The sequence below is a fragment of the Streptomyces sp. MUM 203J genome, from assembly GCF_022414595.1.
In the GTDB taxonomy this organism is placed as follows: Bacteria; Actinomycetota; Actinomycetes; order Streptomycetales; family Streptomycetaceae; genus Streptomyces.
In genome coordinates this window covers 42,546-56,823 of sequence record NZ_JADWYO010000040.1, presented here as the reverse complement: position 1 = coordinate 56,823, position 14,278 = coordinate 42,546, and the positions used below count along the sequence as shown (strand labels likewise).

Genomic DNA, 14,278 nt, shown 5'->3' with positions numbered 1-14,278 from the left:
GCGTGGCGCCGGGACCGGCCCGGGTTCCGTCACGCCCCCGCCGCCGCCATGCCCGACGCCAGCCACGCCGCGTAGCCGCTGCTGCGGGCGGCGGCTTCGGCGTGGGCGGCGCGGGCCTGGGTGAGGACGGCCGGTCCGGTGGCCGCGGCGGGGGCTGCGGGGTGCCAGCCGAGGAGGTGACGCCAGGACAGGGGGGTGCCCGCCAGCGGGCGGGTGACCAGCCCGGCGGTGTCGGGGAACGTGGCGCGGCACAGCCCGACGGCCCGGCCCACCTGGACCAGGTGGACGCAGGAGGCGGTGTCCGTCTCGTACACCCGGGCCGGGGTGAAGCCGACGCGGGCGCAGGCGGCGTGGAAGCAGTCCCCGAAGCAGCCGTCGCCGGGGACGTCGGTCCAGGCGGTGCCGGAGAGGTCCGCGAGGTGGACCTGCTCGCGCCCGGCGAGGGGGTGCCCGGTGGCGAGCATCACGAAGACGGGGTCGGTGGCGATCTCGCGCCAGGTGAGCCCTTCGCTCTCGGGCGGGGCGCTGGCACCGCAGGTGCCGATGAGCGCGTAGTCGAGCCGCCCTTCGACGACCCCGGCCGCGAGCTCCCGCTCGGACCAGGAGGTCTGGGTGGTGACGGGCGCTCCCGGGTGCGCGGCGGCGAGCCGGTCGACCAGGGCGCCCAGGAGGGGGCCGTGCGTCGCACCGAGCCGGAAGCGGCCCCCGTCCGGCCCCGTACCGGCCCCGGTGGCGAACCGTACGGCGTCGCGCTGCAGTTCGGTCACGGCGGGCAGCACCACCCGGGCCCGTTCCAGGACGAGTTCTCCGAGGGGCGTGGCCCGCACTCCGTGCCGCCCCCGTTCGAACAGCGCCCCGCCGAGGACCCGCTCGATCCGCTTGAGCTGGGCACTGAGGGCGGGCTGGGCCAGTCCGAGGGAGGTGGCGGCCTTGGTGAGACTGCCCGCGTCCGCGATCGCGCGCAGTGTCTTGAGGTGCCGGAGCTCCAGGTCCATGAGCCGAGCTTCGCGGGCCTGACCGGCCGGGGCAAGACTTTGGTCCAGACCTGTCGCACGGAACCCGCGAAGGACCCTGGAGCGAACCCGGGGGGCGACCCGCGGAGGATCCGGGAGGGACCTCTGTCGAGCCGCGCCCGATCACGAGATATCTTGATGTCGAGCAATGTTACAGACGTGGAGCGGAGCACCCGGTGACTGACTCGACCATCATCTACACCCACACTGACGAGGCCCCGGCCCTGGCGACGTACTCGTTCCTGCCCGTGGTCCAGGCGTACGCCTCGGCGGCCGGCGTCAGCGTCGAGACCCGCGACATCTCCCTGGCAGGCCGGATCATCGCCTCCTTCCCGGAGTACCTGAAGGAGGAGCAGCGCATCGGCGACGCCCTCGCGGAGCTGGGCGCGCTCGCCAAGACCCCGGGCGCGAACATCATCAAGCTGCCGAACATCTCGGCGTCGATCCCCCAGCTCAAGGCGGCCGTCGCGGAGCTTCAGGAGCAGGGCTACGCGCTGCCCGCCTACCCGGACGACCCGAAGACCGACGAGGAGCGCGAGATCCGCGCCCGCTACGACAAGGTCAAGGGCAGCGCCGTCAACCCGGTCCTGCGTGAGGGCAACTCCGACCGCCGCGCTCCCGCGTCGGTGAAGAACTACGCCAGGACGCACCCGCACCGCATGGGCGCCTGGACCCCCGAGTCCAAGACCAACGTCGCCACCATGAGCGAGAACGACTTCCGCTCCACCGAGAAGTCGGCCGTCATCGCGCAGGACGGCGCGCTGCGCATCGAGCACGTCGCCGCCGACGGCACCACCACGGTGCTCCGCGAGTCGGTGCCGGTGCTCGCCGGCGAGGTCGTCGACGCCTCGGTGATGCGCGCCGCCGCGCTGCGCGAGTTCCTCTCCGCGCAGGTCGCCCGCGCCAAGGCGGAGGGCGTGCTGTTCTCCGTCCACCTGAAGGCCACGATGATGAAGGTCTCCGACCCGATCGTCTTCGGTCACGTCGTCCACGCCTTCTTCCCGAAGACCTTCGCGCAGTACGGCGAGAAGCTGGCCGCCGCGGGCCTGTCCGCGAACGACGGCCTCGGCGCCATCCTGAAGGGCCTGGAGTCCCTGCCCGAGGGCGACGAGATCAAGGCCTCCTTCGACGCCGAGATCGCCGAGGGCCCGGAGCTGGCCATGGTCGACTCGGACCGCGGCATCACCAACCTGCACGTCCCGAGCGACGTCATCGTCGACGCCTCCATGCCCGCGATGATCCGCACCTCCGGCCACATGTGGGGCCCGGACGGCCAGGAGGCCGACACCCTCGCCGTGCTGCCGGACAGCAGCTACGCGGGCGTGTACCAGGCGGTCATCGAGGACTGCCGGGCGCACGGCGCGCTGGACCCGTCGACGATGGGCTCGGTACCGAACGTCGGCCTGATGGCACAGAAGGCCGAGGAGTACGGCTCGCACGACAAGACCTTCGAGATCGCCGCGGCCGGCACGGTCCGCCTGGTCGACCAGGCCGGTGACGTGGTCCTGGAGCAGGAGGTCGCGGCGGGCGACATCTTCCGCAGCTGCCAGACCAAGGACGCGCCGGTCAAGGACTGGGTGAAGCTGGCCGTCACCCGCGCCCGCGCCACCGGCGACCCGGCCGTGTTCTGGCTGGACGAGAACCGCGCCCATGACGCCCGGCTGATCGAGAAGGTCAGGACCTACCTGGCGGAGCACGACACCGAGGGGCTGGACATCCGCGTCCTGCCCCCGGTCGAGGCCACCAAGCTGTCGCTGGAGCGCATCCGGCGCGGCGAGAACACCATCTCCGTCACCGGAAACGTGCTGCGTGACTACCTGACCGACCTGTTCCCGATCCTGGAGCTGGGCACCAGCGCCAAGATGCTGTCGGTCGTCCCGCTGATGGCGGGTGGAGGCCTGTTCGAGACGGGCGCGGGCGGCTCCGCCCCTAAGCACGTCCAGCAGCTGGTCAAGGAGAACTACCTGCGCTGGGACTCGCTGGGCGAGTTCTTCGCGCTGGTGCCGTCGCTGGAGCAGTGCGCCAAGACCACGGGCAACGCCAGGGCGCAGGTCCTCGCGGACACCCTGGACCGCGCCACGGCGACGTTCCTGAACGAGGACAAGTCCCCGACCCGTCGCATCGGCGGCATCGACAACCGCGGCAGCCACTTCTACCTGGCGATGTACTGGGCCCAGGAGCTGGCCGGGCAGACCGCGGACCCGCAGCTCGCGGAGGCGTTCGCGCCGCTGGCGAAGGCGCTGTCCGAGCAGGAGCAGACGATCGTCGACGAGCTGCTCGCCGTCCAGGGCAAGCCGGCCGACATCGGCGGCTACTACCAGCCGGACCCGGCCAAGGCAGCGGCGGCCATGCGCCCGTCGCAGACCTTCAACCAGGCGCTGGCCACGCTCGTCTGAGCGCCTGAACGCCTGAGCGACCGCGGAGGCCGTGCCGGACAGATCCGGCACGGCCTCCGGCGGCTTCAGCCCTTGATCTGCCTGTGCGAGCCCTCGCTCACATGGATCTCGACCTTGCGCGGCTTGGCGCGCTCCGCGATGGGGATCCGCAGGGTGAGCACGCCCGCGTCGTAGTCGGCGTCGATGTGCTCGACGTCGAGGGTGTCGGAGAGCGTCACCTGCCGGGAGAAGACGCCCAGCGGGCGCTCGGACAGCTCCATCTGGACGTCGTCGGCCTTCGGCACCGGCCGCCGTTCGGCCTTCACCGTGAGCATGTTGCGCTCCACGTCCACGTCGATGGCGTCCGGTGACACCCCGGGCATGTCGAAGGCGATCACATAGTGGTCGCCCTCGCGGTACGCGTCCATCGGCATCGCGGTCGGCTGGGACCAGGTGCCGCTCTGGCCGAGGAGCTGCTGGGCGAGCCGGTCGAGGTCACGGAAGGGATCGGTACGCATCAGCATGGGAGGACACCTCCGGTGGGTCTTGCTCGGTGTTCTTGTGCCCGTGTGTCTTGACTGCACCTGCATGCAACTCAAGCAGATGTAAACCGACATATACGGACATACTAATCTTTTCCTGGGTACGTTCTCTTCAGGTGCTCTTCAGGCAGAACAGAGCCGGGCAGAGCTGAGCCGAGCTGAGGAGACGACGATGGCACGGGCAGTAGGTATCGACCTCGGCACGACCAACTCGGTGGTGAGCGTCCTGGAGGGCGGCGAGCCGACCGTCATCACCAACACGGAGGGCGCGAGGACCACCCCGTCCGTGGTCGGCTTCGCCAAGAACGGCGAGGTGCTGGTGGGCGAGGTCGCCAAGCGGCAGGCCGTCACGAACGTCGACCGCACCTGCCGCTCGGTGAAGCGGCACATGGGCGACAGCGCCTGGCACTTCCCGGACAAGGGCGATATCGACGGCAGCCGGTACACGGCCCAGGAGATCTCCGCGCGGGTGCTGCAGAAGCTGAAGCGGGACGCCGAGGGGTATCTGGGCGAGGACGTACGGGACGCGGTGATCACCGTGCCCGCGTACTTCAACGACTCCCAGCGCACCGCGACGAAGGAGGCCGGTGAGATCGCGGGCCTCAACGTCCTGCGGATCATCAACGAGCCGACGGCCGCGGCCCTCGCCTACGGCCTGGACAAGGAGAACGACCAGACGATCCTGGTCTTCGACCTCGGCGGCGGCACCTTCGACGTGTCACTGCTGGAGATCGGTGACGGCGTCGTCGAGGTGAAGGCCACCAACGGCGACACGCACCTGGGCGGGGACGACTGGGACCAGCGCGTGGTCGACCATCTGGCGGCGCGCTTCAAGGCCGCGTACGGGGTGGACCTGAGCACGGACAAGATGGCCACACAGCGGCTCCGCGAGGCGGCGGAGAAGGCCAAGATCGAACTGTCGGCGGCGACCGAGACGTCCATCAACCTCCCGTATCTGAGCGCCTCCCCGGAGGGGCCGCTGCATCTGGACGAGAAGCTGACGCGAGCGCAGTTCGAGCAGCTGACCTCGGACCTGCTGGAGCGCTGCAAGGGACCGTTCCACAGCGCGGTCAAGGACGCGGGGATCAAGGTGTCCGGCATCGACCACGTGATCCTGGTCGGCGGCTCGACGCGGATGCCCGCGGTGACGGAGCTGGTGCGGGAGCTGACCGGCAAGGATCCGCACAAGGGCGTGAACCCGGACGAGGTCGTCGCGATCGGCGCCTCGCTCCAGGCGGGTGTGCTGAAGGGTGAGGTCAAGGACGTCCTGCTCCTCGACGTGACCCCGCTGTCCCTCGGCATCGAGACCAAGGGCGGCATCATGACCAGGCTCATCGAGCGGAACACGACCATCCCGACCAGGCGGTCGGAGACCTTCACGACGGCCGAGGACAACCAGCCGTCGGTGCAGATCCAGGTGTACCAGGGCGAGCGCGAGATCGCCGCGTACAACAAGAAACTCGGGATGTTCGAACTGACCGGCCTGCCGCCGGCCCCGCGCGGGGTTCCGCAGATCGAGGTCGCCTTCGACATCGACGCCAACGGCATCATGCACGTGACCGCGAAGGACCTGGGCACGGGCAGGGAGCAGAAGATGACCGTCACCGGCGGCTCCTCGCTGCCGAAGGACGACATCGACCGCATGGTCCGGGAGGCGGAGCGGCACGCGGAGGAGGACCGGCGCAGGCGGGAGACCGCCGAGACCCGCAACCGGGCGGAGCAGCTCGTCTACCAGACGGAGAAGTTCCTCAAGGACAACGAGGACAAGGTCCCCGGCGAGACCCGGAGCGAGGTCCGGTCGGCGGTCGACGAGCTGAAGGAGAAGCTGAAGGGCGAGGACAGCGCGGCGATCCGCACCGCCACGGAGAAGGCCGCGGCTGTCTCCCAGAAGCTGGGCCAGGCCGTGTACGCCCAGGCCCAGGCCGCCGGCGACACCACCGGCACCGCGTCCGGCCCGGGGAAGGACGCCGGATCGGGCGAGGAGGACGAGGTCGTCGACGCGGAGATCGTCGACGAGGACGAACGGCGACGCGGAGGCGGGGAATGAAGCGCGCCAGGACCCCGTCCGGCCTCACCCGGGTCCCGCCCCGACCGGCCCCGCCCCCGATGCTGCCGCCCGCCGTGACCCCGTCGCCCCACGCGCTCCCCGTGCCCGCGTTCCGGGTGCGGACCGTGGATCCCGCCCCGGCCGTACGAGGGGCCGCGGGCCCGGCGCCCGGGGCATGGGCACTGGCGGCGGTGCTGGCCGAGCGGAACCGGGACCTCCAGCGGCTGAAGGCCGAGTACGACAACTACCGCTCCCGTGTGCACCGGGACCGGCTCGCGGTGCGGGAGGTCGCCGTGGCGAACGTGCTGCTGCGGCTGCTGCCCGTGCTGGACGCGGTGGACGAGGCGGGCCGGCAGGGTGAGCTGACCGGTGGCTTCCTGCGGGTGGCGAAGGCCCTGGAGGCGGAGCTGGCCGGACTGGGGCTGACCCGCTTCGGCGCGCCGGGCGAGGCGTTCGACCCGCGCGTGCACCGGGCCGTGGCGTACCTGGCGTCGGACCGGGTGAGCCATCCCGTGTGCGCGGAGGTGGTACGGCCCGGCCACCGGGTCGGTGACCAGATGCTGCGCCCCGCCGAAGTGACCGTCCTGGGTCCGCCGTCCGGCGGGTGACTCCCCGTGACGGCCCGTGATGCGCGGCCGGGACCCGCGGGAGAGGATGGGGTGACGGCTCGAAGCGGAGGTGGGGCATGCGACCGGTTCCCGCTACCCCCGACGGGCCCGCCGCCGGCGGCGGCGTGTTCGGGCCGTCGGCGCCGGGCGGGCTGCTGGACGTGCTCAAGGTAGCGGCCGTGGTGCTGGACGACCGGGGCCGGATCGTGCTGTGGAGCCCGCAGGCCGAGGAGCTGTTCGGCTACACCGCGCGGGATGCGCTGGGCCGGTACGCGGCGCGGCTGCTGGTGCACGAGGAGCACCTGGCGCAGGTGATCGAGCTGTTCGCCACGGTCATGCGGGAGGGCATGAGCTGGGCCGGGGTGTTCCCGGTGCGGCACAAGGACGGCAGCACCCGGCTGCTGGAGTTCCGCAACATGCGGCTGCGGGGCGAAAGCGGGGACCTGTACGCACTGGGCCTGGCGACCGAGCAGTCCACCCTGCGCCGGGTGGAGCGGGACCTGGCGCTGTCGACGCGGCTGGTCGCGCAGTCGCCCATCGGGCTGGCCGTGCTGGACCCGGAGCTGCGCTTCGTGAGCATCAACCCGGCTCTGACCCGGCTGAGCGGGCACCCGCCGGAAACACTGACGGGCCGTCCGCTGCGGGTGGCCCTGTCGTTCCTGGACGTGTACCTGATCGAGACGGCGGCCCGCCGGGTGCTGCAGTCGGGCGCTGCGCTGGTCGACCAGAACGTGGTGGGCCGCACCTCGACCGACCCGGACCGGGACCACGCCTGGTCGGTGTCGTACTACCGGCTGGAGGCGGGCGACGGCCGGGTCCTCGGCCTGGCCCTCTCGGTCGTCGACGTCACCGACCGGCACCGCGCGGCGACCGAGGCCGCGCACGCACGGCGGCGCCTCGCCATGATCGCCGACGCGTCGGTCCGGGTGGGCACGACGCTCGACGTGACGCGCACCGCCCGTGAGCTGGCCGGGCTCGTGGTGCCGGAGCTGGCCGACGAGGCCTCCGTGGACCTGCTGGACGAGGCTCTCCGCCCGCCGAGTCTGCCCGGTGTGCGGGACGAGCGTCTGTTCCGCTGCCTGGCGGAGATCCCGGTCCTGCCGAAGGACACGGGACGCCCGGAACCCGGCCGGCCCGACAGTACGTACGAGGCGACGGCGGACAGTCCGGTCGGGCGTTGCGTGGACACGAGCGAGCCCTTCCTGCTGCCGCGGGTCGGTGAGGAGGACCTGGCGCGGATCGCGGGCGGCCCCGAGAACGCCGGGCGGCTCGCGCGCGCAGGGTTCCACTCGTACCTCGTCGTGCCGCTCATCGCGCACGGCAGCGTGCTCGGCGTGCTGCGGCTGCGGCGGACCCGCCACCCGGCGCCGTTCGACGAGGACGACCTGGTGCTGGCGCGCGAACTCGCCGGCCGCGCCGCGGTGTCCATCGGGCACGCCCGCTCGTACCAGCGGGAGCACGACACCGCCCTCACCCTCCAGCGTTCACTGCTCCCCCACCGGCCGTCCCCGCGCCCCGGGCTTGAGCTGGCGTACCGGTACCAGCCCGCGGGCGCGGCCGGCGAGGTGGGCGGGGACTGGTTCGACGTCATCCCGCTGGCCGGCGGCAGGACAGCGCTGGTGGTGGGCGACGTGATGGGCAGCGGGGTCGCCGCGGCGGCGACCATGGGGCAGCTGCGCAACACGACCCGGGCGCTCGCGGACCTGGACATGGACCCGGCCGAGCTGCTGCACCACGTGGACCGCAGCACCACGGGACTCGAGCAGGCGACCGCGACCTGCGTGTACGCGGTGTACGACCCGGAGCGGCACGCGTGCCTGATCTCCAACGCGGGCCATCTGCCGCCGGTCCGCGTCCCGGCGGGCGGCGCGCCGGAACTGGTGGAGCTGCCGACCGGGGTGCCGCTCGGGGTGGGCGGTGTCCCGTTCCACACCCTGAACGTCCCGCTGCGGCCGGGCGACCGGCTGGTGCTCTTCACGGACGGGCTGGTGGAGGTGCGCGACGAGTCCATCGACACCCGCCTGGACCAGCTGATGACCCTGCTGGCAGGCGGCGGCGACCACGGTCTGGACCGGACGTGCGACGAGGTGCTGTGGGCGCTGCGGGACGCGGAGGGGCACGACGACGTGGCACTGCTGATCGCACGGGCGGTGGAGCAGACCGAGTAGACCGGATCGGTGCGCATTCCGTCCGTATGGGCCCGGAGAGCGACCGAATCGTTTCTGCGGAGTTCCGGATCACGCGCAGGTGCGGTGTTCCGCCGCTCGGCGGCCCGGCATGGACGCATGCTGTCCTCCCCTGCCCGTGGACTCCCCCTCCGAGGAAGCCCATGAACCTGAACATCCTGCTCGTGGCCAGCGCCTTCAACAGCCTCTGCCAGCGTGTGTACGCGGAGCTCTCCGACGCCGGGCACCGTGTGGGCGCCGTGCTGGCCCGCCCCGGAGGTGAGGACGCGGTACGCGCCGCCGTGCGCGAGAGGCGGCCGGACCTCGTGGTGGCCCCGATGCTGCGGACCGCCCTGCCGGAGGACGTGTGGGCGCGCCACACCTGCCTGGTCGTCCACCCGGGGCCGCCGGGCGACCGGGGCCCCTCGTCGCTGGACTGGGCGATCGACTCGGGGGCGGAACGCTGGGCGGTGACGGTGCTCCGGGCGGAGGCGGGCCTGGACGCGGGGGACATCTGGGCCTCGGTCCCGTTCGACGTGCCTCCGGTCGGCAAGAGCGCCCTGTACCGGGGCGAGTCTGGGGACGCGGCGGTGGCGGCGGTGCTGCTGGCGGTGGAACGGTTCGCGGGTGGAGGTCACAAGCCGCTGTCGCAGAAGGACCCGTCGGTGGACGTGGTGTGGCGGGACGCGTTCCGCCAGGAGCGACGGCGCATCGACTGGGCGTCGGACCCGACCCGGACGGTACTGCGGAAACTGCGCGGCGGGGACTCCCAGCCGGGCGTGCTGGACGAGCTGTGCGGCGTGGAGTTCTTCCTGCACGGGGGGTGCCCGGAGGACGAGCTGCGGGGTCCCGCCCCGGGTACGGGGCGGGGCGCGGTGCCGGGTTCGCTGATCGCCACGCGGGCCGGGGCGGTCTGCCGGGCGACCGTGGACGGCGCGGTGTGGATCCCGGAGCTGCGGGCGCGGCGCGCGTCGGGACTGCCTTCGCCGTTCCGCCGCCCGGCCGCCTCGGTGCTGGCCGACGCGGTGCGGGCCGGACTGGTACCGGAGGACCTGGTGGCGGGCCTCCCGGAGGTCCCGGCGCCGCTGGAGCTGCCCGCGCACCGGCGCACCTGGTCGGACATCCGCTATCGGCAGCGCGGCCCCGCCGGGTTCCTGGAGTTCGGCTTCCCCGGCGGCGCCATGAGCACCGCCCAGTGCCGCCGGCTTCTCACCGCGTACCGCTGGGCGCTGACGCGCCCCACCTCCGTCCTGGTGCTCGGCAGCGGACGGGACTTCTTCTCGAACGGGATCCACCTGGGCGTCATCGAGGCCGCCGTGGGTCCGGCCGAGGAGTCCTGGGCGAACATCAACGCGATGAACGACCTGGTGGAGGCGGTCCTGCGGACCACGGACCGGCTGGTGGTCGCCGCACTCGGCGGCAACGCCGCGGCGGGCGGGGTGATGCTGGCCCTCGCGGCGGACGAGGTGTGGTGCCGCGGCGGGGTGGTGCTGAACCCGCACTACCGCCGGATGGGCCTGTACGGCTCCGAGTACTGGACGTACAGCCTGCCCCGCCGGGTGGGCGCGGAGGCGGCGCGTCGCCTCATGACGGAGGCCGTGCCGGTCAGCGCGGCGGCAGCGGTAGGCATGGGCCTCGCGGACCGCCTCGTACCGGCGTCCCCGCAGGGTTTCGGGCCCGAGGTGCACCGCCTCGCGGCGGAGCTGGCCGGAGCACCGGGGCTGCGGGCCCGTGTCGCGGCCAAGGAGGCGGTACGGCACCGCGACGAGGCGGCCCGCCCCCTCGCGGCGTACCGGAGCGCGGAACTGGCCCGGATGCGCCGCACGTTCTTCGACGCCCGGGCGCCCTACCACGCGCTGCGCTCGGCCTTCGTCCGCAAGGCCGCGGGTGGCCCGGCCGATCCGCTCGCAGGTCCCTGACGGGGCGACGGCTCAGCGGTAGTCGGGGTTGGCGAAGTCGAACCGGCAGCCGGCCTCCCAGGCCGAGCGCTGGTTGCCGTGCGCGGGGATGCCGCCCGCGTCCTTGAGCATCCGGGCCAGATGGAGCAGGTTCCAGGTCATGAAGGTGGTGTTGCGGTTGGTGAAGTCGTTCTCGGGGCCGCCGGAACCGGGGTCGAGGTACGAGGGCCCGGGCCCCGCCTCACCGACCCAGGCGGCGTCGGCCTGCGGCGGTACGACGTACCCGAGGTGCTGGAGGCTGTAGAGCACGTTCATGGCGCAGTGCTTGGCACCGTCCTCGTTGCCGGTGACCAGGCAGCCGCCGGCCCGGCCGTAGTAGGCGTACTGCCCGGCGTCGTTGAGGAGGCCGGAGCAGGCGTACAGCCGCTCGACGACCCGCTTCATGACGGAGCTGTTGTCGCCCAGCCAGACCGGTCCGGCCAGTACCAGGATGTCGGCGTCCATCACTCTCGGGTAGAGCACCGGCCACTCGTCGCTCGCGGCGCCGTGTTCGGTCATGTCCGGGTAGACGCCGGGCGCGAGATCGTGGTCGACGGCCCGGATCTGGTCCACCCGTACCCCCTGTTCCTCCATGATCCTCCGGCTGATGTCGACGAGCCCCTGGGTGTGGCTCCGCTCGGGCGAGGGCTTGAGGGTGCAGTTGACGAACAGGGCGCGCAGATCGTTGTAGCGGGACCGTCCGGGAGGAGTGCTGTCAGAGGACATGGGGGTGCCTTTCTGTGAGCGGGGGCGCCTGCGCGGGCACGGCGATGCGCACATGCTCGCACGCTGCGTAGCGGAATGGTGACGAACTGTGCCCACACGTCGAGCGTGCCGGGCCCCTGCCCGGACACTTCACGCCGGAGCGGCCGTCGGTCCGGCCGGAGGCCCGGCTCAGAGGGCGGCCGTGCGCACGCGGCCGTAGCGGCACGCGGCGGCGGTGGCGGCTCCGGCCGCGCTCACGCTGTCGGCGGCGTCATGCGACGGCCGGGGGAGCGGGGCCCGGAGGACCCCCCGGCCCGCCCCGACCGGCCCGGCCGCGGCCACCGGACCCGCGGACGGCCACGGGGACCACGCAGACGACCGCGCCTCACGGCCCCGGCGGAGACGGCCGAGGCCGTGACCGCGACGAAGAGGCGGGCCGCCGCACGGGACCTGCGGCCATCAGCCCTTCGGCCCTCCAGGACGGCCGGTCACACGGCTCGCGCAACACCGGCGGCGCACGGTTCCGGCCGGAGCCGTACGGCGCGGCGGCGCGCCGGAAGGCGACCAGGGCGCACGACGGGAGTACGCCGAGGGCGCCGTCGCGCGGCGCGGCGCACTCGAACCGCCCTCGGGCACCCCGGAGTCCGGCCGAACGGTCAGGGTGCGGGCCGACGGGCGGCACCGAGGCGCCCGGCCGGATTCTGGACCGTCGGCCGGCCACCCGGCCCGGAGCGGACCGCACATGCGTCCCTGCGGCTCCGCTGCCGGTGGCCGACGCGGGGCCGCCAGGTGCGACGATCACCGGATGACCGACGGCTCCTTCACCCTCCGGCAGTTCACCTGCCCCGGCGATGTCCCTCTTCGGCTCCGGCAAGCGCTCACCGCGTGCTGGGTCGAGGTGACCAACGCGGGCGGCGCGGCGGGCTTCCCCTTCCCGCCCGTCGACGCGGCCGAGGTCGCACCCGCCCTGGACCGCATCGTCGGCCTCCTCTCCCCGGACACCGGCCGACTGCTCACGGCGACCGCCGACGGGGATCTCGTGGGCTGGCTCAGCCTCCGCCGCGACCCCGGGCGGCTGATCGCGCACTGGGGAACCGTGCACCACGTCCAGACCCGGCCCGACGTCCGCGGACGGGGAATCGGGCGTGCCCTGATGGACGAGGCCCGCAGGGCGGCCCGCGACGAGATGGGTCTGGAGCAACTGCACCTCGCCGTCCGGGGCGGGCTCGGCCTGGAGGACTTCTACGATCGGCTCGGCTGGAGGGAGATCGGCCGCCGGCCAGGGGCCCTGCGCCTCGCCCCGGGCGACGACCGCGACGAGATACTCATGCTTCTGTCACCCCTCTGACCGCCACCGCCACGGACGTCACATACGGCTCGTCCAGCTCCCCGCCGGGGAAATGCCGGGTGAGGTGTCCGCGCTCCGCCGCCAGGAAGGCCCCGGCCTCGGGCTCGCCGAGCACGATGAAGGCCGAGTGCGTCGCCAGCTTGGCGAGATGGAAGTCGACGGAGACCCGGCGCGACCAGCGCAGCGTGCGACGCCGCCAGCGAAGTCCGGGCGGGGTCTTCACGTCGGAGATGTAGCGGCCGGGCCCGAACCGGTCCTCGATCCTGGCCTGCTGCCCGGCCACCCACGGTACGGACGGGTCCGGGTCGTTCCACCAGAGCGCGAGCGCGCCTCCGGCACGCAGGGCCCGCATGGCGGACGGAAGGGCTCGCGCGGCGTCGGTCCAGTGCCAGGACTGGGCATAGGTGACGAAGTCGAGCGAGCCCTCGGCCAGCGGCAGCCGGTTGCCGTCCCCGCGCACCAGCGGCACCCCGGGCAGCTCGCGCCGGAACTGTGCGGCCATTCCGGCGCCGGGCTCCACGCCCACCACCCGGGCCCCGCGCTCGCGCAGCGCCCGGGCGGCGATGCCGGACCCGGTGCCCACATCGGCCACCCGGGCCCCGGCCAGCCGCTGCCCGCTGAACTCCTCCACGGTCTCGAAGACCGCCGCGGGGTACGGCGGGCGGTGGACGGCGTACGCACGCGCGGCCCGGCCGAAGGCCAGAGCCCGCTCACGGGCGGGGATCTCGTATGCCATGCCCCGACTGTTCCGCAGACCGCGGGCACGCGACAGGGCGCATACCCGGCCAGCGGTCCGTCATCGGACAGCGCCGGCGGGAACCGCCGGATCGCGCGTCGTCTCCGCAGTGAGGCAGAAGCGCACGCCACCGTGGCGCCATCGAGGCGCCACACGACACCAGAGATGGCGTCACATTCGCTTGCCATGGCGCCAAAATGGTGCCACTATATTCTCCATGGACCTGACCCCCTACGTCGATCACCTTCGCCACGAACTGGCGGTCGCCGCGAACGCCGGCGGGGACGAGGCGCGTGCCCTGGCCGAACGGCTCACCACACCGCTGGAGTCCGCCGTCCGGCTGATGCTCCTCAACGCCCTGTCCGCCGCCTCCGACGAGATCACCCGCGAGCTGGCCCCGGGCTCGGTGGACGTGCGCCTGCGGGGGCTCGACCCCGAGTTCGTCGTGACGACGCCTCCGGGCGCCGAGCACCCCGTCGGCGAGGCACCGATCGCGACGGCGCCCATGGCACCGGCAGTGGCGCCATCGATGGCGCCATCGGGGGACAGCGAGGAAGGGGCAACGGCCCGGATCAACTTCCGGCTGCCCGCCCCCTTGAAGGCCCGGGTCGAGGAGGCGGCCGGGCGCGAGGGACTGTCCGTCAACGCCTGGCTCGTCCGGGCCGTGGCTGGCGCCCTGGAACCCGGCGGAGAACCGGCCCGGCCCGCCGCCCGTGCCCCCCGTTACGGCCAGAGCTACCGGGGCTGGGTCCGCTAGCCGGAGCCCTTCCCCCCCACCTCGCGCATCACCGCCCCACCTGCG

At 73.0% G+C, this 14,278-nt stretch carries 11 protein-coding genes; 7 read left to right on the top strand and 4 right to left on the bottom strand.

Going from position 1 to position 14,278, the window contains the following annotated elements; all coding sequences use genetic code 11:
- Positions 1–29: 29 nt before the first annotated feature.
- A complete protein-coding gene (locus I3F58_RS19950) occupies positions 30–995 on the bottom strand; it encodes a LysR family transcriptional regulator (RefSeq protein ID WP_240110002.1) in 966 nt (321 codons plus the stop codon).
- Between the two features lie 194 nt (positions 996–1,189).
- On the opposite strand from I3F58_RS19950, the gene I3F58_RS19945 reads away from it, so the two are divergent.
- Entirely contained in the window at positions 1,190–3,409 is a 2,220-nt protein-coding gene (locus I3F58_RS19945; protein WP_240110001.1) for an NADP-dependent isocitrate dehydrogenase, read from the top strand.
- A 65-nt stretch (positions 3,410–3,474) separates the two neighbouring features.
- Here the strand turns inward: I3F58_RS19945 and I3F58_RS19940 are convergent, their stop codons facing one another.
- Positions 3,475–3,912, bottom strand: a complete 438-nt coding sequence (locus tag I3F58_RS19940; RefSeq protein WP_240110000.1) for an Hsp20/alpha crystallin family protein — start codon at positions 3,910–3,912, stop codon at positions 3,475–3,477.
- Positions 3,913–4,102: 190 nt separating this feature from the next.
- Here I3F58_RS19940 and dnaK point away from each other — a divergent pair, with 190 nt between their 5' ends.
- From dnaK to I3F58_RS19920, 4 genes are all read left to right on the top strand, one after another.
- Entirely contained in the window at positions 4,103–5,977 is a 1,875-nt protein-coding gene (gene dnaK, locus I3F58_RS19935) for a molecular chaperone DnaK (protein WP_240109999.1), read from the top strand.
- The gene (grpE, locus tag I3F58_RS19930) at positions 5,974–6,585 is read left to right on the top strand and encodes a nucleotide exchange factor GrpE (protein WP_240109998.1); all 612 of its coding nucleotides are present in this window, start codon (positions 5,974–5,976) and stop codon (positions 6,583–6,585) included. The genes dnaK and grpE overlap by 4 nt, the downstream gene beginning before the upstream one ends.
- A 77-nt stretch (positions 6,586–6,662) precedes the next feature.
- On the top strand, positions 6,663–8,753 hold the full coding sequence (locus tag I3F58_RS19925; RefSeq protein ID WP_240109997.1) for a SpoIIE family protein phosphatase: 2,091 nt from the start codon (positions 6,663–6,665) through the stop codon (positions 8,751–8,753).
- A 167-nt stretch (positions 8,754–8,920) separates the two neighbouring features.
- Positions 8,921–10,669: an enoyl-CoA hydratase-related protein gene (locus I3F58_RS19920; RefSeq protein WP_240110011.1), complete on the top strand. Its 1,749-nt coding sequence runs from the start codon at positions 8,921–8,923 to the stop codon at positions 10,667–10,669.
- A gap of 12 nt (positions 10,670–10,681) precedes the next feature.
- On the opposite strand, the gene I3F58_RS19915 is transcribed toward I3F58_RS19920, so the two are convergent.
- Positions 10,682–11,413 (bottom strand): flavodoxin family protein, encoded by a 732-nt coding sequence (locus I3F58_RS19915; RefSeq protein WP_240109996.1) that lies wholly within the window; start codon positions 11,411–11,413, stop codon positions 10,682–10,684.
- A 784-nt stretch (positions 11,414–12,197) separates the two neighbouring features.
- Here I3F58_RS19915 and I3F58_RS19910 point away from each other — a divergent pair.
- Positions 12,198–12,740 (top strand): GNAT family N-acetyltransferase, encoded by a 543-nt coding sequence (locus I3F58_RS19910; RefSeq protein ID WP_240109995.1) that lies wholly within the window; start codon positions 12,198–12,200, stop codon positions 12,738–12,740.
- On the opposite strand, the gene I3F58_RS19905 is transcribed toward I3F58_RS19910, so the two are convergent.
- Complete coding sequence (locus I3F58_RS19905) at positions 12,718–13,476, bottom strand: class I SAM-dependent methyltransferase (protein ID WP_240109994.1); 759 nt, start codon at positions 13,474–13,476, stop codon at positions 12,718–12,720. The two genes, I3F58_RS19910 and I3F58_RS19905, sit on opposite strands and share 23 nt — an antisense overlap.
- A 217-nt stretch (positions 13,477–13,693) precedes the next feature.
- On the opposite strand from I3F58_RS19905, the gene I3F58_RS19900 reads away from it, so the two are divergent.
- Complete coding sequence (locus I3F58_RS19900; protein ID WP_240109993.1) at positions 13,694–14,233, top strand: hypothetical protein; 540 nt, start codon at positions 13,694–13,696, stop codon at positions 14,231–14,233.
- The last annotated feature ends 45 nt before the right edge of the window (positions 14,234–14,278 follow it).